This window comes from Streptomyces sp. G7(2002) (assembly GCF_028870195.1).
Taxonomy (GTDB): domain Bacteria; phylum Actinomycetota; class Actinomycetes; order Streptomycetales; family Streptomycetaceae; genus Streptomyces; species Streptomyces nigrescens.
Genome location: NZ_CP102609.1, coordinates 5299738 through 5320377 on the forward strand (window position 1 = coordinate 5299738; position 20640 = coordinate 5320377).

At 71.2% G+C, this 20640-nt stretch carries 19 protein-coding genes, 1 tRNA gene and 1 other RNA gene; 14 read left to right on the forward strand and 7 right to left on the reverse strand.

Annotated elements, in window-relative coordinates:
- Window positions 1–104 precede the first annotated feature (104 nt).
- From NUT86_RS22475 to NUT86_RS22485, 3 genes are all read right to left on the reverse strand, one after another.
- Window positions 105–740 (reverse strand): DUF305 domain-containing protein, encoded by a 636-nt coding sequence (locus NUT86_RS22475; protein ID WP_266440828.1) that lies wholly within the window; start codon window positions 738–740, stop codon window positions 105–107.
- Window positions 741–829: 89 nt separating this feature from the next.
- Window positions 830–1222 (reverse strand): DUF6153 family protein, encoded by a 393-nt coding sequence (locus NUT86_RS22480; RefSeq protein WP_159489182.1) that lies wholly within the window; start codon window positions 1220–1222, stop codon window positions 830–832.
- Between the two features lie 188 nt (window positions 1223–1410).
- Window positions 1411–1764: a hypothetical protein gene (locus NUT86_RS22485; protein ID WP_381680967.1), complete on the reverse strand. Its 354-nt coding sequence runs from the start codon at window positions 1762–1764 to the stop codon at window positions 1411–1413.
- A 392-nt stretch (window positions 1765–2156) separates the two neighbouring features.
- On the opposite strand from NUT86_RS22485, the gene NUT86_RS22490 reads away from it, so the two are divergent.
- Window positions 2157–2957, forward strand: coding sequence for an alpha/beta hydrolase (locus NUT86_RS22490; RefSeq protein ID WP_266440826.1), 801 nt, complete (start codon window positions 2157–2159; stop codon window positions 2955–2957).
- Between the two features lie 253 nt (window positions 2958–3210).
- Here NUT86_RS22490 and NUT86_RS22495 read toward each other — a convergent pair whose 3' ends face one another.
- Together NUT86_RS22495 and NUT86_RS22500 are read right to left on the reverse strand one after the other, a co-directional pair.
- Entirely contained in the window at window positions 3211–3891 is a 681-nt protein-coding gene (locus NUT86_RS22495) for a response regulator transcription factor (protein WP_274737301.1), read from the reverse strand.
- Window positions 3892–3914: 23 nt separating this feature from the next.
- Window positions 3915–5156: a sensor histidine kinase gene (locus NUT86_RS22500; protein ID WP_274737303.1), complete on the reverse strand. Its 1242-nt coding sequence runs from the start codon at window positions 5154–5156 to the stop codon at window positions 3915–3917.
- 141 nt (window positions 5157–5297) lie between these two features.
- Between NUT86_RS22500 and NUT86_RS22505 the strand changes: the two genes are divergently transcribed.
- Both NUT86_RS22505 and NUT86_RS22510 read left to right on the forward strand, forming a co-directional pair.
- Window positions 5298–6494, forward strand: a complete 1197-nt coding sequence (locus NUT86_RS22505; protein WP_274737304.1) for a serine hydrolase domain-containing protein — start codon at window positions 5298–5300, stop codon at window positions 6492–6494.
- Window positions 6495–6573: 79 nt separating this feature from the next.
- Window positions 6574–7740 (forward strand): serine hydrolase domain-containing protein, encoded by a 1167-nt coding sequence (locus tag NUT86_RS22510; protein WP_274737305.1) that lies wholly within the window; start codon window positions 6574–6576, stop codon window positions 7738–7740.
- Between the two features lie 182 nt (window positions 7741–7922).
- On the opposite strand, the gene NUT86_RS22515 is transcribed toward NUT86_RS22510, so the two are convergent.
- Window positions 7923–8010, reverse strand: a tRNA-Ser gene (locus tag NUT86_RS22515).
- Between the two features lie 130 nt (window positions 8011–8140).
- Here NUT86_RS22515 and ffs point away from each other — a divergent pair.
- The 10 genes from ffs to NUT86_RS22565 all read left to right on the forward strand — a co-directional run bounded on the left by ffs (window position 8141) and on the right by NUT86_RS22565 (window position 19094).
- An RNA gene (ffs, locus tag NUT86_RS22520) (signal recognition particle sRNA small type) lies at window positions 8141–8239 on the forward strand.
- A 45-nt stretch (window positions 8240–8284) separates the two neighbouring features.
- On the forward strand, window positions 8285–10768 hold the full coding sequence (locus NUT86_RS22525) for a DNA polymerase III subunit gamma and tau (RefSeq protein WP_274737306.1): 2484 nt from the start codon (window positions 8285–8287) through the stop codon (window positions 10766–10768).
- Between the two features lie 166 nt (window positions 10769–10934).
- The gene (locus NUT86_RS22530; protein WP_078518632.1) at window positions 10935–11285 is read left to right on the forward strand and encodes a YbaB/EbfC family nucleoid-associated protein; all 351 of its coding nucleotides are present in this window, start codon (window positions 10935–10937) and stop codon (window positions 11283–11285) included.
- A gap of 51 nt (window positions 11286–11336) precedes the next feature.
- Complete coding sequence (gene recR / locus NUT86_RS22535) at window positions 11337–11936, forward strand: recombination mediator RecR (RefSeq protein ID WP_018089931.1); 600 nt, start codon at window positions 11337–11339, stop codon at window positions 11934–11936.
- Entirely contained in the window at window positions 11929–12594 is a 666-nt protein-coding gene (locus tag NUT86_RS22540) for a DUF5063 domain-containing protein (protein ID WP_159487121.1), read from the forward strand. The genes recR and NUT86_RS22540 overlap by 8 nt, the downstream gene beginning before the upstream one ends.
- 344 nt (window positions 12595–12938) lie before the next feature.
- A complete protein-coding gene (locus NUT86_RS22545; RefSeq protein ID WP_018089933.1) occupies window positions 12939–14210 on the forward strand; it encodes an aspartate kinase in 1272 nt (423 codons plus the stop codon).
- Window positions 14207–15322, forward strand: coding sequence for an aspartate-semialdehyde dehydrogenase (locus NUT86_RS22550; protein ID WP_018089934.1), 1116 nt, complete (start codon window positions 14207–14209; stop codon window positions 15320–15322). The genes NUT86_RS22545 and NUT86_RS22550 overlap by 4 nt, the downstream gene beginning before the upstream one ends.
- Window positions 15323–15812: 490 nt before the next feature.
- A complete protein-coding gene (locus tag NUT86_RS22555) occupies window positions 15813–16475 on the forward strand; it encodes a SigE family RNA polymerase sigma factor (protein ID WP_174857682.1) in 663 nt (220 codons plus the stop codon).
- On the forward strand, window positions 16472–18094 hold the full coding sequence (locus NUT86_RS22560) for a hypothetical protein (protein WP_274737309.1): 1623 nt from the start codon (window positions 16472–16474) through the stop codon (window positions 18092–18094). The genes NUT86_RS22555 and NUT86_RS22560 overlap by 4 nt, the downstream gene beginning before the upstream one ends.
- A gap of 88 nt (window positions 18095–18182) precedes the next feature.
- Window positions 18183–19094: an SURF1 family protein gene (locus NUT86_RS22565; protein WP_274737311.1), complete on the forward strand. Its 912-nt coding sequence runs from the start codon at window positions 18183–18185 to the stop codon at window positions 19092–19094.
- A gap of 204 nt (window positions 19095–19298) precedes the next feature.
- Here NUT86_RS22565 and NUT86_RS40675 read toward each other — a convergent pair whose 3' ends face one another.
- Window positions 19299–19643, reverse strand: a complete 345-nt coding sequence (locus NUT86_RS40675) for a hypothetical protein (RefSeq protein WP_446750780.1) — start codon at window positions 19641–19643, stop codon at window positions 19299–19301.
- On the opposite strand from NUT86_RS40675, the gene NUT86_RS22570 reads away from it, so the two are divergent.
- Window positions 19623–20609 (forward strand): cation diffusion facilitator family transporter, encoded by a 987-nt coding sequence (locus NUT86_RS22570; RefSeq protein ID WP_018089939.1) that lies wholly within the window; start codon window positions 19623–19625, stop codon window positions 20607–20609. The genes NUT86_RS40675 and NUT86_RS22570 overlap by 21 nt on opposite strands.
- Window positions 20610–20640 lie beyond the last annotated feature (31 nt).

A 20640-nucleotide genomic window follows, 5' to 3' on the forward strand; every position in this document is an offset into this window, starting at 1 on the left:
GCGAAAGACTCGACGGACACTCGACGGACAACGGTCAGGCGGATTACGGACTACCTCCGGCGGTTACGGCCGACGGCCGTATGGACTCGCCCTGCCTTCGGCGCTCAGCCCTTCCCCAGCAGCTTGTTCATCCGCACGATCTCCGCGTTCTGGGCCTTGATGACGGCGTCCGCCAGAGTCTTCGCGGGGCCGTAAGCACCCTTCTTCTTCTCGGTGCCCGCCATTTCCACCGCACCCTGGTGGTGCCCGACCATCATCTCCATGAAGGCCGTGTCGAAGGCCTTGCCCGACTTCTTCTTCAGCGCCGCCATATCCTTCGTGCTCATCATTCCGGGCATGCCGGAGTGGGCGGAGTGGTCCATGCCGGGCATTTCCTCCGGCACCTGCTCGCCCCAGGCCGTCAGCCACCCGGACATGGTCTTGATCTCCGGGTCCTGGGCTTGCTCGATCTTGGTGGCGAGCTCCTTCACCTGGCTCGACGAGGCTCGGGTCGCAGCCAGGCCGGCCATCTCCACGGCCTGCCGGTGGTGCGGGATCATCCCCTTCGCGAACGCCACATCGGCCGCATTGTGCGCGCCGGCCGAGGCCGAGGCGCCGGGCGAAGAGGCGGACTTCGTCGGGGAACGGTGAGCGGAGTGGCTGCCGCTGTCGTTGCCGCCGCAGGCGGCCAGCAGCACCGCGGAGGCGGCGGTGGCGGCCACGAGTGCGAGGCGGCGCGTGGACGTACGGGTGGGCTTCATTCGGTGTACTCCTGGAAAGCAGCGGTATCGGAACATGCCGGACGGCGGCACCGCGCCCTTGAGCGGGGCGCCGTGCCGTCGGGGTGTTCCTAGATCCGCAGGAGTTGGAGTTCGGCCAGAGAGGGCGGCGCTCGTCCGCCGTCCCGGTTCACCGGTTCGCCCGCGCCTGCCGCCTCGGAGGGCTGTACGGGGCTGCCGAGGGAGGGAGCCAGGGCCGGGGGCGCGGGCGGCCCGTGGAGCGCGGCGGACGCACAGGTCGGGTCCGCGTGATGGACATGCCCGGTGCCGCCGCAGTCACCGTCCGGGCAGTGCGCATGGGCCTTGGCCACCACGGACATGCGGTGATCGTGCGCGGTGGAGGGCGCGGCAGCGACGGGAGCGAGTCCGTGCATGCCCAGCAGCCCTGCCAGCAGCCCGAGTACGCACAGCACACGCCACCGCCGGGCGGCGGGCCGTGGTGGTACGTACGGGCGGCTGGGCATCACGCCTTCATGCTAGGCACTGGGGGAAGACCGCCAACGGGCGGCTCCCGTATGGGATCGACCTGCCGGGGCCGGGGCCCAACCTCCGCCGCGAAGTCCGCGACCCATTCGACTTCCACTTCCACTTCCGCTCGGTCCGGTCGCGGACCCCTCAAGCCCCTCAAATCCACCCCGGCAGCGAAATACGGTCAGACGCGACGAACCCGCGCAGCGATCCCATGGCCGAGCAGCAGGTAAAGCCCCGCAGGAAGACCGTAATTGAGGAAAACCCGCACACCTTCACTGTCCATGGTGAAGATGTCCTGCGACCACGCGGCGAGCCAGTCGGCCACTCCGTGCACGAATTCGACGAAGATATTTCCCTGGTTCGCTTCGAGCAGGTACAGCAGGATCCACAGACCCAGGAAGCCGGCGGCCACATCCCCGATTGTGTGGATGATCAGCGCGGCCCGATTTGCGCCGACACCGGACCGGTTGCGGTCATAGGTGCCATAGCCGTCATACGAGTTGTTTGTGGGCATGGGGTCGTGGGCATTATTCATGCCTTCTTGTTTGCCTGGGGCGAGTACGCGAAACCACACTCATGCCTGCGATTCGATAACCACTCGGCATCATTGGCGACCGCCCGGTTTCCCGCGTCCATTGCGCCGTAATTCATCGCCTTCTTTTCTTCCGCGCAGAATGGTCCGGCGTTACCGTGATTTCCGTACCCGAAACGGGAGTTGGCGTGCCGCCGGGTGAGCCGAGCGACCCCGGCGGCCCCACGGGCAGAGTCCCTACTGCCCGTCGATGTAGCCGCCGGTCTGAGCTCGGTCAGCGAACGGCCGCGTCCCCGGTCTCGGCGAGACGCCGGTGGCGATGATCCCCGCAAGGCGCGGGTGACCAAGATCCCTGCAAACGTGGGTGACCGGATCTCGGCAGGGCGCGACCGGCCGTGATCTCCACCGACGCAGCCCCCGGCCCACCGCGGAACGAACCGCTCGCCCGGCGTCCGGCGGCCCGACAGGGCCCGGACCTGTTCCACGGCGGCGGTAGCGACCAGGGCTTCATGACCTGGGACCGGCTGCCGGAGGGAGGCATCCGCGCCTGGACCGCCGGCAAGCCGATCATCGTCGTGATGCCCGACGGCGGACACGCGGGCTGGTACTCCAACCCGGTCAACTCCAATACCGGCCCCCGGAATTGGGAAACCTTCCATATCGACCAGTTGCTCCGGTGGATCGACGCGAACTTCCGGACGTACGCCGAGTACGACGGCCGCGCCGTCGGCGGGTTCTCGATGGGTGGCTTCGGCGCGCTGAAGTACGCAGCCAAGTACTACGGCCACTTCGCCTCGGTGAGCGCCCACTCCGGCCCGCCCAGCCTGCGCCGCGACCTCAGCGCGGTCGCCCATTGGGCCAACGTGTCCTCCGCGGCCCTGGACCTGGGCGGCGGCACGATCTACGGCGAGCCGTTCGACGAGGCCATGGTCAGCGCCGACAACCCCATGGAGCACATCGAGAGCTACCGCAACAAGCGGGTCTTCATGGTCGCCGGCACCAGTCCCACCCTGGTTGACCCGTTCGACCTGCTCAACGAGACCGAGGTGCTCGCCGGCCAGCGGGAGTTCCGAGCCGGCCTCGACCAAGCAGGCATCCCGCACGAGTGGCACGAGGAGCCCGGCGGACACTTCGTCCGCCCCGAGATGGCCCTCCGCGACATCGACGGCATCATCGCCCGACTCCGTCAGGCGTAGAGCCGGCCACGCACAGACGTATGGCCACGCCCTCCGGGGCAGACGGACGAGAGCGGGGGCGCCCCCCGACAGCGCCGGCAGCAGCCCACTCGGCATCGACCGAGACGGAACGCGACGAAGGCCCCGGCCGGTTTCCCGGTCGGGGCCTTCGTTCAGCCCGGTGAGGCCGGGCGGAGGATACGAGTGGCTGTGGAGTTACGTCGCGGCCGGTACTGAGCAGCCTGCGGGCGACCGCGCAGAGGGGCGGAAGCCGTCAGCCGGCGAAGCCCGGGACCACCAGGCCGGACTCGTACGCGATCACCACCGCATGGGTCCGGTTCTGCGCGCCGAGCTTGGTCAGCACGTTTCCGACGTGGGTCTTGACCGTCTCCAGGCTCACCGTGAGGGACTCCGCGATCTCCGGATTGGAGAGCCCGGTGGCCATCAGGCGCAGCACCTCCTCCTCCCGGCCGGTCAGGGCGGCGTGCGGCAGGGCCTGGGCGGAGCCCAGCGGGCGGGCGGCGACCATACGGCCCAGTGCGGCCGGGAAGAGGACCGCTTCGCCCGCCGCCACCACCCGGACCGCCTCGGCGATCTGACGGACCGGGAGGCGCTTGAGGACGAAGCCGCTGGCGCCCGCGCTGAGGGCGGCGGTGACGTAGCCGTCGTTCTCGAAGGTGGTGATCACCACGACCTTCGGCGGGTCGGCCGCTTCGGCCAGCAGTTGGCGGGTGGCCTCGATCCCGTTGCGACGCGGCATCCGTACGTCCATCAGGACCACGTCCGGCCGCAGGCTCTGCGCCCGTTCGACCGCCTCGACGCCGTCGGTGGCCTCGCCGACCACCGTGATGCCCGGCTGTGCGGCGAGCAGCATGCGCAGGCCGCTGCGGGTCACCTCCTCGTCGTCCGCGATCAGGAGGGTGACGGCGGGGCTGGTGACGGGGGGAAGGGGCATGCCTTCGCCCGCGTCGGATCCACTCACGCCGACGCCCGTGCCGGCAGCCGGACGGCCAGCCGCCAGTGCTGCGTCCCGTCCGGGCCGGCCTGGAACTCACCGTGCAGCAGCCGGATGCGCTCGGCCAGTCCGGGCAGACCGTGGCCGGAGGTCGGGAAGGCCCCCGGGCCCGGGCCCGTCCGTGCCCCGGTCCGGTTGACCACCGTGAGATCCAGTCCGTCCGGCCCGGCCGCCACCCGGGCCACGATCGGGCCGCCCGCCCCGTGGCGCAGCGCGTTCGTCAGCCCCTCCTGGAGGATCCGGTACGCCGCCCGGGAGAGCGTCCCCTGCACCTGCGCCAGGTCGCCCGACAGCTCCGGTTCCACCACCGCGCCCGCGTGCCGCAGGCGGTCCAGCAGCTCGGGGAGGTCGGCCAGGGTCCGGGTCGGAGCCGTCCCCGACTGTTCCTCGCGCAGCACTCCGAGCACGTAGTCCAGGTCCTCCAGCGCGGCCCGCGTCGACTCCTCGATGCTGCGCATGGCGGCCCGCGCCGTCGCCGGGTCGGCGGAGAGCGCCTCGCCCGCCACCGCCGCCTGGATGGTGGCCGCCGTCAGCGTGTGCCCGATCGAGTCGTGCAACTCGTGGGCAATCCGGTTGCGTTCGGCCAGCAGCTGTTCCCGCTCGGCGGCCAGCGCGAGCCGTTCGGCCGCCGACGGCCCCAGCAGCCGTGGCGCCGCCCACCGCAGGGTCTTCGTCACCAGTAAGCAGATGGCCACCGCCAGCAGGAGGCACACGGCCGCCACCACCCAGCTCCACCCGCCCGACACCCGGACCGACGTGCCGAACAGACTCGCCCGCGCCTCGGCGCCGAGCCAGTTCCCCGGCAGGGCGAGGCCCATGATGAACAGCACCCCGCTCGCCAGCGCCCCCGTCCAACCGACGGCCACGTGCAGCACCAGCCAGAGCGGGGTCCGCCAGCGGTCGAGGCCGAGTGAACCGGAGGGCCGGCGACCGGCCACCGGATTCGGCAGCGGCACCCGCAGCAGCCGGCGGGCCGACACGACCAGCGCCCGTCGTACGGGGCGCGCCAGGCCGACCACGCCGACCAGTACCGCCCAGACCAGCAGGACCAGGACGATCTGCACGCTCTCGGAAGCGGATCGCCACGACAGCGCCGGCAACAGGGCGAAAGGCAGCAGCGGAAGGCTCGCCAGCGCGCCGCAATAGGCGAACAGCACACCCGCATACGTGGAGCCGCGCAGCAGCGGCCGAATTCCCCTGATCATGCGCGCCAGTATCGCCGGGCGGCCCCCCCGGCAGCCTCCCCCGATCGGGGGAGCGATTTCTCCCGCCTTCCCGCGATGCGGTCAGCGGGCCCTGGAAACCAGGATCGTGCCTCGACCAAACGATTCCCCAGGAGTTGACTCATGCGTGCTCAGACCCGGCAGGGCCTTCGTTCCTCGACCCGGCAGCAGGGCGGCAGACGGCGACGAGCCGTGTCGGCCGCGGCCGCGGTGGCCATCGGCGTCATGACGCTGGGCGCCCTCGCCCCGCCCGCCGCCTCGGATTCTGCCGCCTCCGCTGCTGCCGCCGCCGCCAGGCCGGACGCCGTCCAGCAGGCCCTGAACACGCTGATGCGCGACGACGGAATGCCCGCCGCGCTGGCGAGCGTCCAGGACCGTGACGGCCGCATCCGCACCTACACCGCAGGAGTGGGCGACCTGACCACCGGCTCGAAGGTGCCCAGGGACGGCCAGGTACGGATCGGCAGCAACACCAAGGCGTTCACGGCGGTCGTGGTCCTGCAGCTGGTCGGCGAAGGGAAGATCGGCCTGGACGCCTGCGTCGACACCTACCTGCCCGGCCTCGTCCGCGGAAAGGGGATCGACGGGCGCCGCATCACCGTCCGCCAGCTCCTCCAGCACACCAGCGGACTCCCCGAGTACGGCATCCACGTCGACGACGACGAGATCAGGAACCGGTACTTCGAGCCCCGCGAGCTGCTCGACATCGCCCTCCGGTACAAGGCCGACGCGGCTCCGGGGGCGAAGTGGGGGTACAGCAACACCAACTACGTCCTGGCCGGCCTGATCGTCCAGAAGGTCACCGGCCGCCCCCTCGCCGAGGAGATGGACCGGCGCATCATCAAGCGCATCGGGCTGCGCCACACCTACTTCCCCACCCCCGGCGAGATGAGCATCCGAGAGCCGCACCCCCACGGTTACCACCGCAACCCGGCGAACACACCGCTGCGCGACTTCACGGAGATGGACCCCTCCGTAGGCTGGGCCGCAGGTCAGTTGATCTCCACCAACTCCGACCTCAACCGCTTCTTCACCGCGCTCCTCGCCGGCCGGCTCCTCCCGGCGGCCCAGCTCGCCGAGATGCGCACGACCGTCCCCGCCGGGACCTCCGGCCTCCGTTACGGGCTGGGGCTCACGAGCAGGCCGCTGTCGTGCGGCGGCGTCTACTGGGGCCACGGCGGCGACATCGCGGGGTACGAGACCCGGGGCGGTGTCACCGACGACGGCCGCGCCGCCAACGTCGCGGTCACCAACATTCCGACGGACGAGGCAGCCACGCAGCACGTGAAGGACGCCGTGGACAGGGCCCTGTGCGGCTGAATCACGCACCCGGCAACCCGGCAACCCGGCAACCCGGCAAACCTGAACAACGGTCCAGCGATTCCTCAGGAGTTGACTCATGCGTGGACAGGCACGGCAAGGGCTTCGCTCGCCGGGCCGGCAGCAGGGCACGCGGCGACGGGCCCTGCCCGCCGCGGTCGCGGTGGCCATCGGTGTCATGACACTGGGCGCCCTCGCCCCGCCCGCCGCCTCCGCCACCAGGCCGGACACCGTCCAGCAGAGCCTGAACGCGCTGGTGCGCGACGACGGGATGCCCGCCGCGCTGGCGAGCGTCCAGGACCGTGACGGCCGCATCCGCACCTACACCGCAGGAGTGGGCGACCTGACCACCGGCTCGAAGGTGCCCAGGGACGGCCAGGTACGGATCGGCAGCAACACCAAGACCTTCGTCGCGGTCGTCGTCCTCCAACTCGTCGCGGAGCGGAGGGTGCACCTGGACGCCTCCGTCGATACCTACCTGCCGGGCCTCGTCCGCGGGGAAGGGATCGACGGACGGCACATCACCGTCCGCCAGCTCCTCCAGCAGACCAGCGGACTCCCCAACTACAGCGACCACCTCGGGGACGACGTCCGGTACTACACCCCCCGCGAACTGCTCGCCACAGCCCTCCAGCACCCGGCCGACTTCGCCCCCGGGACGAGTTGGAAGTACAGCAACACCAACTACGTGCTCGCCGGCCTGATCGTCCAGAAGGTCACCGGCCGCCCCCTCGCCGAGGAGATCGACCGGCGCGTCGTCCAACGCGCCGGGCTGCGCCACACCTACTTCCCCGCCCCCGGTGACGCGAGCATTCGGGAACCCCACCCCCACGGCTACTACCGGGAATCGGCGGACGCGCCGCTGCGCGACATCACGGAGACCGACCCCTCCTGGAGCTGGGCGGCAGGCCAGATGGTCTCCACCGGCTCCGACCTCAACCGCTTCTTCACCGCACTCCTGGCCGGCCGCCTCCTGCCCTCGGCCCAGCTCGCCCAGATGCGCTCCACCGTCCCCGCCGAAGCGACCTTCGGCCCCGGCGCCCGCTACGGACTTGGACTCGTCAGCAGGCCGCTGCCGTGCGGCGGCCTCTCCTGGGGCCACGGCGGCAGCTTCCCGGGGTACGAGACCCGGGGCGGCGCCACCGACGACGGCCGCGCCACCAACGTCGCGGTCACCCTGCAGCTCACCGACGAGGCGGCCCGGAGGAATCTCGAACGCGCCGTGGACACCGCCCTGTGCCGCTGAACCCCGCCGAGGGCGTTCCGACCACCTGTTGAAGGAGGTGGCCCGGAAGATCGGCGCGGCGATCTGGGGAACCCCGGAAACAGCTCTTGTGGACAAAGACCAGGACAACGAGGGCTGAGACAACGTCGAAGGGCCCCACCGCGAACGGTGGGGCCCTTCGACATCGTGCCCGGTGAGAGCACTGGCGGAGGATACGAGATTCGAACTCGTGAGGGGTTGCCCCCAACACGCTTTCCAAGCGTGCGCCCTAGGCCACTAGGCGAATCCTCCGCCGCAAACAATACAAGACGTTGGGGAGTGCTCGCGACCATGATCGCGGGGAGGGGTTCGGAGGGGAGTGATGTGGGCCGGGGGTGAGGGTCCGGGTCGTTTCTTGGGTGGGGGATCCGCTACTGTGGTGCGCAGCCCCTCACGTGGCGCTATCTGACTGAACTCCCCCAGGGCCGGAAGGCAGCAAGGGTAGGTCGGCTCTGGCGGGTGCGTGGGGGGCGCTTGCGTTTACGGGGCCCGTCGGTTGTCAGTGCGGGCCGATATCGTCGTATGCGTGTCGTCCCTTGCGCTGTACCGCCGCTACCGGCCCGAGACCTTCGCCGAGGTCATCGGGCAAGAGCACGTGACCGATCCGCTGCAGCAGGCTCTGCGGAACAACCGGGTCAACCACGCCTATTTGTTCAGTGGCCCGCGCGGCTGCGGCAAGACGACGAGTGCGCGGATCCTGGCGCGCTGCCTCAACTGTGAGGAAGGTCCCACTCCCACACCCTGCGGAAAGTGCCAGTCGTGTGTGGACCTGGCCAGGAACGGCCGGGGCTCGATCGATGTGATCGAGATCGACGCGGCGTCGCACGGTGGCGTGGACGACGCCCGTGAGCTGCGGGAGAAGGCGTTCTTCGGGCCGGCCAGCAGCCGCTACAAGATCTACATCATCGACGAGGCGCACATGGTGACCTCCGCGGGCTTCAACGCCCTGCTGAAGGTCGTCGAGGAGCCGCCGGAGCATCTGAAGTTCATCTTCGCGACGACCGAGCCCGAGAAGGTCATCGGGACGATCCGGTCGCGTACCCATCACTACCCGTTCCGGCTGGTCCCGCCGGGGACGCTGCGGGAGTACCTGGGCGAGGTGTGCGGGCGGGAGGAGATCCCGGTCGAGGACGGGGTGCTGCCGCTGGTGGTGCGGGCCGGAGCCGGTTCGGTGCGTGACTCGATGTCCGTGATGGACCAGCTGCTCGCCGGTGCCGGTGCGGACGGTGTGACTTATGCCATGGCGACGGCGCTGCTGGGGTACACCGACGGGTCGCTGCTGGATTCGATCGTGGAGGCGTTCGCCGCGGGGGACGGCGCGGCGGCCTTCGAGGTCGTGGACCGGGTCATCGAGGGCGGCAACGACCCGCGGCGCTTCGTCGCGGATCTGCTGGAGCGGCTGCGGGACCTGGTGATCCTGGCGGCCGTGCCGGACGCCGGGGAGAAGGGGCTGATCGACGCCCCCGCCGATGTCGTGGAGCGGATGACGGCGCAGGCGTCCGTCTTCGGGGCGGCCGAGCTGAGCCGGGCCGCCGACCTGGTCAATACGGGCCTGACGGAGATGCGCGGGGCGACCTCGCCGCGGCTGCAGCTGGAGCTGATCTGTGCTCGGGTGCTGCTGCCCGCGGCGTACGACGACGAACGGTCGGTGCAGGCGCGGCTCGACCGTCTGGAGCGTGGCGCGGGCGCGGCGCTGCTGGGCGGGGCCGGCGGTGCGGGCTCCGGGGGAGAGCCCGGGCCGGGAGCGCCGCCTGTGGTGGCGTCCGGTGGCGGGCCCGCGGCCGGCTATGTACCGGGGCCGGAGGCGCATCCGGCGATGCCTGCGGGACCGTCCGGGCCGGCCGCCGCGCGTGCCGCGGTGCGGGGCGCGGTGGGCGGCGGCCCGTCCGCTGGTGCCGGCACTCCGGCTCCCGCCCCGGCGGCGCCGACGGCCGGTGCGGGCGCGTCCGGGGGCCCGGCGGCCGGGCCCGGTGGTGAGCAGCAGCGGGGTGACGGCGGTGGCGCGGCGGCGCCCCAGGGCGCTCCGGCGGACGCTCCGCAGGGTGTCCAGGGCGGTGGCCGTGAGGCGGCCGCCCCGCGGCCCGGGGCCTGGCCCGGAAGCGCGGGCAAGGGAACCGGCGGCGGAGGCCCTGCGGGGGGCAATGGCGGTGGCGCCGGGCGGCAGCCCGGCGGCTGGCCCACGGCCGTGGCGCCGGGGCAGGGCGGCCAGGCACCGCAGGGCGGAGCCCCCGCCGCGCCGCCCGCCGCACCGCCCGCCGTGTCCGGACCGCCGGCCGGTGCGCCCGCGCCGGTGTCCCCGCAGGCACCGCCCGCCGGTGCGGCCCCGGGGGCGGCGCAGGGTGCCGCCCAGGTGCGGCAGATGTGGCCGGACATCCTGGAAGCGGTGAAGGACCGCCGCCGCTTCACCTGGATCCTGCTGAGCCAGAACGCCCAGGTCTCCGGCTTCGACGGCACCACCCTCCAGATCGGCTTCCCCAATGCCGGGGCCCGCGACAGCTTCGCCAACGGCGGCAGCGAGGACGTCCTCAAGGACGTATTGGCCGAGCGGTTCCAGGTGCAGTGGCGGGTCGAGGCGATCGTCGACCCGTCGGGCGGCGCCAATCCGCCGTCCGGCGGCGCCCCCCGCAGCGGAGGGGGCGGCGGCTTCGGCGGCGGTGCGCCCGCCGCCCCGCAGCAGGGCGCCCCGCAGCCCCCGCCCCAGCAGAGCGGACCGGCGGCGCCCCCGTCGTCCGGCGGCCAGTACGGGCAGGACGGCGGCGGCAGCGCCGGCGGAAGCCAGGGTGCGCGGATGGCGCGGGAGGCCGTGTCCTCCCCGTCGTCCACGGGCGGCGGGCAGACCGCGCCCGCGGCGGAGTCCTCGTACAGCTCGCCGGAGCCCCCGCCGATGTCGATCGAGTACGACATGCCGGCCGAGGACGACCCGGACCTCGTCGACTCCGCGCTCAGCGGACACGACCTGATCGTGCGCGAACTCGGCGCGACGGTGCTGGAAGAGTTCAACAACGAGTAGGCGCCGTACGGCACCGCGTAGGCGGGCCGGGCGGGGCGAAAACGGGTAACCGGGCGTACGCCGGGCGTACACCCGTGCTCCTCCCTACGGCGTAGGGCGCGGGGCCCGTGAAACACGTAGGCTCGGGCTACCGCACCAATCGTTGTCGTATGGCAGGAGTCACGTCGTGATCCCCGGTGGTCAGCCCAATATGCAGCAGCTGCTTCAGCAGGCTCAGAAGATGCAGCAGGACCTCGCGGCAGCCCAGCAGGAACTGGCGGAGACACCCGTCGAGGGTTCCGCGGGCGGCGGTCTGGTCAAGGCGACGGTGACCGGCTCGGGAGAGCTCCAGGGCCTGGTCATCGACCCCAAGGCGGTCGACACCGACTCCGCGGAGGAGACGGCCGAGACGCTCGCCGACCTCGTGCTGGCGGCGGTCCGGGACGCCAACGCCAGCGCCCAGCAGCTGCAGCAGCAGAAGCTCGGTCCGCTCGCCCAGGGTCTGGGCGGTGGCGGAATCCCTGGTCTCCCCTTCTGAGGAGTAGCCAACTAGCGTACGCAGCACGGCAGAAGAGAAAGAAGACGTTCCGTGTATGAAGGCGTGGTCCAGGACCTGATCGACGAGTTGGGCAGGCTGCCCGGCGTCGGTCCCAAGAGCGCGCAGCGGATCGCCTTCCACATTCTTCAGGCCGAGCCGACCGATGTCCGCCGGCTCGCGAACGCGCTGATGGAGGTCAAGGCGAAGGTCCGGTTCTGCGGCACCTGCGGCAATGTGGCGCAGGAGGAGCAGTGCCGGGTCTGCCTGGACCCGAGGCGCGATCCGGCGGTCATCTGCGTCGTGGAGGAGCCCAAGGACGTCGTGGCGATCGAGCGGACCCGCGAGTTCCGCGGTCGCTACCACGTCCTCGGTGGGGCGATCAGCCCGATCGAGGGCGTGGGCCCCGACGACCTGCGGATCAGGGAACTGCTGGCCAGGCTCGCGGACGGCACCGTCACCGAGCTGATTCTGGCCACCGACCCGAATCTGGAGGGCGAGGCCACGGCCACGTATCTGGCCCGCATGATCAAACCCATGGGCCTGAGAGTGACGCGACTGGCGAGCGGACTGCCGGTCGGCGGCGATCTGGAGTACGCGGACGAGGTCACGCTCGGGCGGGCCTTCGAAGGGAGGAGACTTCTCGATGTCTGATGCCACGCTGCACAACGCGACACAGGACCCGGACGACTTTGCCGTCTCGATCTCCGATTCGATCGAGAGCTTCATCGTCGCGGTGACGGAAGTCGCCAAGGGCGACGAGCCGGACAGCGCGGTGCCCTTCCTGCTGCTGGAGGTCTCCCAGCTGCTGCTCACCGGCGGCCGTCTGGGCGCGCACGAGGACTTCGTCCCCGACGAGCGCTACGAGCCGGACACCGGCCCGGAGCCGGACGTCGACGAGCTGCGCGAGCGCTTCGCGACCCTGCTCGACCCGGTGGACGTCTACTCCGAGGTCTTCGACCCGTATGTGCCGCGCAGCGAGCCGGTCGCCAGCCGGATCTCCGACGACCTGGCCGACATCATCACCGATCTGCGGCACGGCCTGGCGCACTACCACGCGGGCCGGATCAGCGAAGCCCTGTGGTGGTGGCAGTTCTCCTACCTCTCCAACTGGGGACCGACCGCCTCGGCCGCCCTGCGCGCGCTGCAGTCGCTGGTCGCCCACGTACGGCTCGACCAGCCGCTGGTCGAGCTGGACGGCCTGGACACCGACAGCGACGTCACCGCCGGCGACGAGGAGCTGCTCGCCGAGGAGGCCGGGAAGGTCATGGCGGCCGAGATCGCCGGGCCGCTGGGGCTGCGGGGGACCTGAGCCCGGGGGACGCGCGCCGGGGCGGAATTTTCCGGCTCCCCGGGCGCTCTCGCCGCGCCCGGACCCTGTGACCTGGGTTACGTTTCCGTGTGTACCGGCCTGGAGCGGGCATGTGCTCGCCGAGCAGGCGCAACGGTGCGCCTTGTGGAGCCGCCGCGGGACGTGGAACTCACGAGTCAGGTGATCACGGTGAGACAGCCGTGATCAATGAGTGAGTCTCATGTCTCACGATGTGGTATTAGCAGGGCGGACTCCGCTTGCTCGTTAGACTGAGCCGACCGCAGTACCCCCATTTCCGGGGGTCCGGGAGGAAACTCCCGAAGAGACAGTTGCGAGGAGCGCACGTGGGCCTTGTCGTGCAGAAGTACGGCGGCTCATCCGTTGCGGATGCCGAGGGCATCAAGCGCGTTGCCAAGCGAGTCGTCGAAGCCAAGAAGAACGGCAACCAGGTTGTCGTGGTGGTTTCGGCGATGGGCGACACGACGGACGAGCTGATCGATCTCGCGCAGGAAGTGTCCCCGATTCCGTCGGGGCGCGAGTTCGACATGCTGCTGACCGCCGGAGAGCGGATCTCCATGGCCCTGCTGGCGATGGCGATCAAAAACCTCGGCCACGAGGCGCAGTCCTTCACGGGCAGCCAGGCCGGTGTGATCACCGATTCCGTGCACAACAAGGCACGGATCATCGACGTCACGCCGGGCCGGATCAAGACCTCCGTCGACGAGGGCAACATCGCCATCGTCGCGGGCTTCCAGGGTGTGTCCCAGGACAAGAAGGACATCACGACGCTGGGGCGCGGTGGGTCGGACACGACCGCCGTCGCGCTGGCGGCCGCCCTGGACGCCGACGTCTGTGAGATCTACACCGATGTGGACGGTGTCTTCACCGCCGACCCCCGGGTCGTGAAGAAGGCCCGGAAGATCGACTGGATCTCCTTCGAGGACATGCTGGAGCTGGCCAGCTCCGGCTCCAAGGTGCTGCTGCACCGTTGCGTCGAGTACGCACGCCGTTACAACATCCCGATCCATGTCCGCTCGTCCTTCTCGGGACTGAGGGGCACGTGGGTCAGCAACGAACCGCAAGGGGACCAGCCGATGGAGCAGGCAATCATCTCGGGCGTCGCACATGACACCTCCGAGGCGAAGGTCACGGTCGTCGGAGTCCCGGACAAGCCGGGCGAGGCCGCGCGCATCTTCCGTGCGATCGCGGACTCCGAGGTCAACATCGACATGGTCGTGCAGAACGTCTCGGCCGCGTCGACCGGTCTGACCGACATCTCCTTCACGCTGCCCAAGGCCGAGGGCCGCAAGGCCGTCGCGGCCCTGGAGAAGACCCGTGCCGCGGTCGGTTTCGACTCGCTGCGCTACGACGACCAGATCGCCAAGATCTCGCTGGTCGGCGCGGGGATGAAGACCAACCCGGGCGTCACCGCGACGTTCTTCGAGGCGCTGTCGAACGCGGGCGTGAACATCGAGCTCATCTCGACCTCCGAGATCCGCATCTCGGTCGTCACCCGTGCCGATGACGTCAACGAGGCCGTGTGCGCCGTGCACACCGCCTTCGGTCTCGACACCGACAGTGACGAGGCCGTGGTCTATGGCGGCACCGGTCGATGATTCCGGCCGAGGCGGGCCGTCCGTCCCTCGCTGACACGCTGAGGGCGGACGCCCGTACGGCCGCCAAGCCCCAGCTCGCCGTCGTCGGTGCCACCGGCGCCGTCGGCTCGGTCCTGCTCGGCATCCTGTCCGAGCGGGCCGACATCTGGGGCGAGATCCGGCTGATCGCCTCGCCCCGCTCGGCCGGCCGCAAGCTGACCGTGCGGGGCGCGGAGGTCGAGGTCGTCGCGCTGAGCGAGGAGGCCTTCGACGGGATCGACGTCGCGATGTTCGACGTCCCCGACGAGGTCTCCGCGCAGTGGGTGCCGGTCGCGGTCTCCAAGGGCGCGGTTGTCATCGACAACGCGGGCACGTTCCGGCTGGACCCGGACGTGCCCCTCGTCGTGCCCGAGGTCAACGCGCACGCCGCGCGGGTGCGTCCGCGCGGCATCATCGCCAACCCGAACTGCACGACGCTCTCGATGATCGTCGCGCTGGGCGCGCTGCATGCCGAGTACGGGCTGAGCGAGCTGATCGTCTCCTCGTACCAGGCCGTTTCCGGGGTGGGCAAAGCAGGCGTCGACACCTTGCGGGCGCAGCTGTCCGCGGTGTCCGGCACGGAGCTGGGGACCACGCCCGGTGATGTCCGGCGGGCCGTCGGGGACACCCTGGGGCCGTTTCCGGCGCCGATCGCCCTCAATGTCGTGCCCTGGGCCGGCTCGCTCCAGGAGGACGGCTGGTCCTCCGAGGAGCTCAAGATCCGTGACGAGTCCCGCAAGATCCTGGGGCTGCCGGAGCTGCCGGTCACCGCGACCTGTGTACGGGTTCCGGTGATCACGACCCACTCGCTGACCGTGCACGCCCGGTTCGAGAACGAGGTCACGGTCGGCGGCGCGCACGAGATCCTGGCCGCGGCCCCCGGCGTCGTCCTCAGCGACGACCCGGCCGAGGGCGAGTACCCCACCCCGGCCGATGTCGTCGGGACGGATCCGACCTGGGTCGGGCGGGTGCGGCGTTCGCTGGACGATCCGCGGGCGCTGGAGCTGTTCGTGTGCGGGGACAACCTGCGCAAGGGAGCGGCTCTGAACACGGCGCAGGTCGGCGAGCTGGTGGCGGCCGAGCTGCAGGGGTAGGTCCGGTCCGGGACCGTTCTCCCCGTGCCTTACTGTCGTGCTGTTCCGGTGCTGTTCCGGTGCTCTGCCGTTCCCGTTTCTCTCCGGCGTCCCCGCGCCCTGCTGCCGTGACAGCCGGGGACGGTATACGACTTGGCGGGATCGGCCGTCGTGCACCGGCCACCTGGGAGATACTTTGTGGAGCGTGTGAAGATTCTGTGAGCGAATTGCCGGTCCAAACCTCTTGATCTGGGCTGACGATCTGTTCGACCATTCGCTCCCCGCCGCACTGCAACCGGCAGTTGGGCGGGGAGCGTCTTTGTCGCCGCCCTCAGGGGTGGCTCCGGGTGTGCCGGGCGGGCCACATGGTGAGCCCTTGGGCATGAGGGTCTTCGCGTCGGGGCAATTAGGGCATTCAGGAAGAGCTGGTACGCATGAGGGCATTTGATGCATCGTCAAAAGCGGTGCCTTGCGCGTACAACCCTTATAGGGGGAAGCGTGTCCAACAGGCGTGGCAGAGGTACTCGGATTCACCATCGCCCCAGCTGGCGCAGCCGGCGCGGCAGTGCGCCCACCGCGGCCCCGTGTGTCCGGGGGCATGCCGGTGATCGCTCCCTGGCCCACCACGCGTCCCGCGCAGATTCCCCCTCAGCGTGGGGACACTGACGACGCGATGGCAGCGGGCACCACAGTCGACCACCTCACCGAGACCTATCGCGCGCACTACCGCTCGCTGCTCGGTCTCGCCGCGCTGCTCCTCGACGACACCGCCTCCTGTGAGGACGTCGTCCAGGAGGCCTTCATCCGCGTGCACTCCGCGCGCGGACGGGTGCGCGACCCAGAGAAGACCCTCGCCTATCTCCGGCAGACCGTCGTCAACCTCTCGCGCTCCGCGCTGCGTCGCCGCATCCTCGGGCTCAAGCTGCTCTCCAAGCCGATGCCCGACATGGCGAGCGCCGAGGAGGGCGCGTACGACCTGCTGGAGCGGGACCAGCTGATCAAGGCGATGCGGGGGCTGCAGCGCCGGCAGCGCGAAGTGCTGGTGCTGCGCTACTTCGCGGATATGACCGAGGCGCAGGTGGCCCAGACCCTGGGCATATCGCTCGGCTCCGTGAAGGCCTACGGCTCGCGGGGCATCGCGGCGCTCCGCGTCGCGATGGAGGCTCCGGCATGAGTGGCACGACGTTTGGCCGGCACCACCCGTACGACGCGTACGGCTCGCTCAGCCCGAGCCGCCCGAGCACCCCGGACTTCCCGGGTCCCCCGAACTTCCCGAGTGCCCCGGACTTCCCGAGCACGTCGATCGACCCCATGAATCACAGCGGCACCCGCACCCACCGGCCCGGCCCGCTCGACCCGGCGCGTCCGGGCACCGCGTACGGCCGGATCCACGAGGCGCCCGGCGCTCGTGGGACTCCCGGCGCGGGGGAGCGGCGTGACCCGGGCGAGCTGACCGGTGCGCGCGGAAAGCCCGCCGATGTGGCGCGTGGGCTGTATGCGGCGCGTGAGGCGCAAGGACGTCCCGACGGCGAGTCGGGTGGCGGCCGTCGGCCCGACGCCGGCAGCGGGCAGGGCACGGAAACCGGCCAAGTATCCGGCCACGGCGATGACATCGGTGTCACGGACGGTGTGCCGGACGGCACGGAGGGTGCGGCGGACGCCGGTGACGAGGCCGACAGCCATGCGTACGGCAACGACGGGCCCACCGGCTCCGGCGGCGGCACCGGCAACGGCGGCGGCGACGGACCCGGCCGAAGCCACCCCACCGGCGGCGACTTCGGCGACGAGGACGACCTGAGGCGGCTGCTGCACTCCCGCGTCGACGACCTCGAACCCTCGCCGGACGCGCTGGAGCAGCTGCGCCGCGCGGTGCCCGCCCGTCGCCAGCGCCGCCGGCACGCCGTCGTGGGCGCCGCGGCCGCACTGCTGCTCGGCGGTACGTCCATCCCCGCCATGGTCCATGTGGCCAACCTCGCCGGCAGCTCCGAGGAGCGGCCCGCCAACGCGGCGAGCAGCCCGCACCCCCAGGGCGGCGCCGAGGGGGCCCATGGCGAAGGCACCGAGCAGGCCGGTCCGCGGCCGGCCGGCAAAGACGGCGAGAAGCGGGGCGAGGACAAGCCCGCGGGCAAGGGCAAGGCCACGGAGAAGGGCGGCGTGGGCCACGGTGCGGGCGCCGGCACCCCCGCCCCGGACGAGACCATGGACGTCACCTCGCCGGTCTGCGGGCGGGAACAGCTCGGCCAGGGCACCAGCACCGTCGGTGCGGCGGACTCCGCGGGCCGCGTCTACGGCGCGTTCCGGGTGGTCAACACCTCCTCCGCCGCCTGCTCCGTCGAGGGCGGCGGCACCATCGGCCTGGTCGCCCAGGGCTCCACGAAGCCCGACCGCATCCACGTCGTCGACCACACCTCAGGCGACGAGGCCACCGGACTGCCCGACCCGGCCACCACCCCTGACCAGCTGGTTCTCAAGCCGGGGGAGGCGTACGAGGTCAAGTTCGCCTGGATTCCGGAGTCCGGCGGCGGCGCCACGGGGTGCGTCAATCCCGGCCCGTCCCCGACGCCCGACGCCTCCAGCGACCCGGGACAGTCACCGGACACCGGGACCACGACCGCCGGCGACAGCGGCGGCCAGGCGGGCGGCGACGAGGGCCCCGGCGACGGCGGTACCGCGTCCGGGAGCATCGTGCTCAGCCACACGCCGGAGGCCGGCGAGCCCGCCGCGGCCGATGCCAAGGTCACGGACGCGTGCGCCGGAACGGTCTACCGCACCGAGGCGCTGGCGGCCCGGTAACAGCCGATGGCCCAGGTCCCGGCCACCGGGACCGGAGCGTGGAGGGGCCGGTGCGGCCCCGCCGCCCGGGCCCCGTACCGTTGAGGGCGTGTACCGGTTCCTGCTGACCCCGCGGTGGTGGGGAATCAACGTCTTCGCCGTACTGGCGATCCCCTTCTGCATCTTCATGGGCAGCTGGCAGCTGAGCCGCTTCGAGGACCGCGTCGACACCCACCAGCAGCAGGAGGACCGCTCCGCCCGGGCAAAGACCGCGGCCGCCCGCCCCCTGGAGCGGCTGCTGCCCGTCGACAAGGTGACCTCCGGCCGCCAGGCCAGCGCCCGCGGGCGCTACGACACCGGGCACCAACTGCTCGTACCGGGCCGGACGTTGAAGGACAAGCACGGCGAGCGGCAGGGCTTCTACGTCCTCAACCTGCTCCGCACGGACGGCGGCAAGGCCCTGCCGGTCGTCCGGGGCTGGCTGCCCGGCGACGCCGGTACGAAGGCCGACACGGCGAAGGTGCCCGCGCCGCCCAAGGGCGAGGTGACCGTCACCGGAGCGCTGCAGGCCTCCGAGAACCAGGGCACCGACGGTGTACAGGCCGGTGGCGGGCTGGCGCCGGGACAGCTCGGCATGATCAGCGCGGCGTCGCTGGTCAACATCGTGCCGTACGAGGTCTACGACGCCTGGATCACGCTCACCGACGCCCAGGCACCGCTGCGCGCCGTCCCCCCGGCCGCCGCCGAGGGCAGCGGACTGGACCTGAAGGCCTTCCAGAACCTCGGCTACACCGGCGAGTGGTTCGTCTTCGCCGGCTTCGTCGTCTTCATGTGGTTCCGCCTCTTCCGCCGCGACACCGAGGCCGCCAAGGACGCGGCATTGGGGATTGTTGTGGAGGTGGAGGGCGAAGGCGGGGGGCTGGGGAGTGGCATTGCTGCCGGCCTGGGGGAGGACGGCCTAGGCCGGGGCGAGGGCAGCGGCGACGGGCAGGGGGAGGCGGCGCGGGCCGGGAAGGTCTGAAGGCGCTGCGGGTTGGGGGTCCTCTTCGATTCGGGACAGCTCCGGTTTGGGGACCGCTCCGGTTCGGTATCCGCTCAGGTTCGGGACCAGCTCCCGTTCAGGGTCCCGCTTCGTTCGGTACCCGTTCAGGCTGCAACCCGCTCCGTTCCGCGACCCGCACGGGCTCTGCTTCTGCAACGACGTTGCACCTGGTCAGAGGGCGTATCACGGTGGTAGCTGCAATCGGATCGGCGTGCCACGGTAGGCCATATGGCAGACAATGGCACTCACCCGCACGGCCATGATCACGTGCACGGCCATGGTCATCCGCATATCCCTGATCACGTACAGCGCGATCCGCACGCGCACGGGCACGAGCCCGAGCAGGCCCCTCACGCCCATCACACGCAGAAGCCCGCCCACGACCACGCGAATGACCGAGCGAACTGTCACGGGCACGGTCACGGGACCGGCCACGGGCATGACCACACGCACGGCCACGGGCATGACCACGCCCACGATCCTCACCGCTCCGGCCGCTGGGCGCGGATGCGGCACCAGCTCGCCCATCTGGTGACCCCGCACAGCCATGCGGCCATGGACAAGGTCGATGCCGCGCTGGAGACCTCCCGCGAGGGCCTGCGCACGCTCTGGATCTCGCTCGGCATTCTGGGCCTGACCAGCCTGATCCAGCTGGTGATCGTCGCGCTGTCGGGGTCGGTGGCACTGCTCGGCGACACGATCCACAACGGTGCCGATGCCCTGACCGCCGTGCCGCTGGGCATCGCCTTCCTGCTCGGCCGCCGGGCCGCGAACCGCCGCTACACCTACGGCTACGGTCGCGCCGAGGACCTCGCAGGCATCGCCATCGTGCTGACGATCGCCGCCTCGTCGGTCTGGGCCGCCTACGAGTCCGTGGACCGGCTGCTGCACCCCCGCGAGGTCACGCACCTGTGGGCCGTGGCCGCGGCCGCCGTGATCGGGTTCCTCGGCAACGAGTGGGTCGCCCGCTACCGCATCCGTACCGGCCGCAAGATCGGCTCGGCCGCGCTCGTCGCCGACGGTCTGCACGCCCGTACCGACGGCTTCACCTCCCTCGCCGTCCTCCTCGGCGCGGGCGGTGCGGCGCTCGGCTGGCAGCAGGCCGACCCGCTCATCGGCCTGCTGATCACCGCCGCCATCCTCATGGTGCTGCGGGACGCCGCCCGGGAGGTCTACCGGCGGCTGATGGACTCCGTCGACCCCGAACTCATCGACACCGCCGAGACCGCACTACGCGCGGTGGGCGGCGTCCACGGCGTCGGGCAGGTCCGTATGCGCTGGATCGGCCACACCCTGCGGGCCGAGGCGGACATCGTCGTCGACTCCCGCCTGACCGTGGTGCAGGCCCATGCCCTCGCCGTCGCCGCCGAACACGCCCTTATCCACGCCGTCCCCCGCCTCACCGCCGCGACCGTCCACACGGACCACACCCCCGACGACACCCCCGAGGGGCGGGACCCACATGCGGCCCTGGCCCACCACATCGCAGCCTGACCACCCCCCGGGGGCCCCTCCCCCCCGCCCC

What these genes read in the sequence shown, in the direction of transcription:
- NUT86_RS40675 (WP_446750780.1), bottom strand. Translation starts at nt 19,643, where the DNA reads ATGGGCGAGCTGGTGCCGCATCCGCGCCCAGCGGCCGGAGCGGTGAGG.
- NUT86_RS22570 (WP_018089939.1), top strand. Translation starts at nt 19,623, where the DNA reads ATGCGGCACCAGCTCGCCCATCTGGTGACCCCGCACAGCCATGCGGCC.
- NUT86_RS22505 (WP_274737304.1), top strand. Translation starts at nt 5,298, where the DNA reads ATGCGTGCTCAGACCCGGCAGGGCCTTCGTTCCTCGACCCGGCAGCAG.
- NUT86_RS22485 (WP_381680967.1), bottom strand. Translation starts at nt 1,764, where the DNA reads ATGAATAATGCCCACGACCCCATGCCCACAAACAACTCGTATGACGGC.
- NUT86_RS22480 (WP_159489182.1), bottom strand. Translation starts at nt 1,222, where the DNA reads ATGCCCAGCCGCCCGTACGTACCACCACGGCCCGCCGCCCGGCGGTGG.
- NUT86_RS22510 (WP_274737305.1), top strand. Translation starts at nt 6,574, where the DNA reads ATGCGTGGACAGGCACGGCAAGGGCTTCGCTCGCCGGGCCGGCAGCAG.
- NUT86_RS22550 (WP_018089934.1), top strand. Translation starts at nt 14,207, where the DNA reads ATGATTCCGGCCGAGGCGGGCCGTCCGTCCCTCGCTGACACGCTGAGG.
- NUT86_RS22500 (WP_274737303.1), bottom strand. Translation starts at nt 5,156, where the DNA reads ATGATCAGGGGAATTCGGCCGCTGCTGCGCGGCTCCACGTATGCGGGT.
- NUT86_RS22495 (WP_274737301.1), bottom strand. Translation starts at nt 3,891, where the DNA reads ATGCCCCTTCCCCCCGTCACCAGCCCCGCCGTCACCCTCCTGATCGCG.
- NUT86_RS22475 (WP_266440828.1), bottom strand. Translation starts at nt 740, where the DNA reads ATGAAGCCCACCCGTACGTCCACGCGCCGCCTCGCACTCGTGGCCGCC.
- NUT86_RS22560 (WP_274737309.1), top strand. Translation starts at nt 16,472, where the DNA reads ATGAGTGGCACGACGTTTGGCCGGCACCACCCGTACGACGCGTACGGC.
- NUT86_RS22540 (WP_159487121.1), top strand. Translation starts at nt 11,929, where the DNA reads ATGTCTGATGCCACGCTGCACAACGCGACACAGGACCCGGACGACTTT.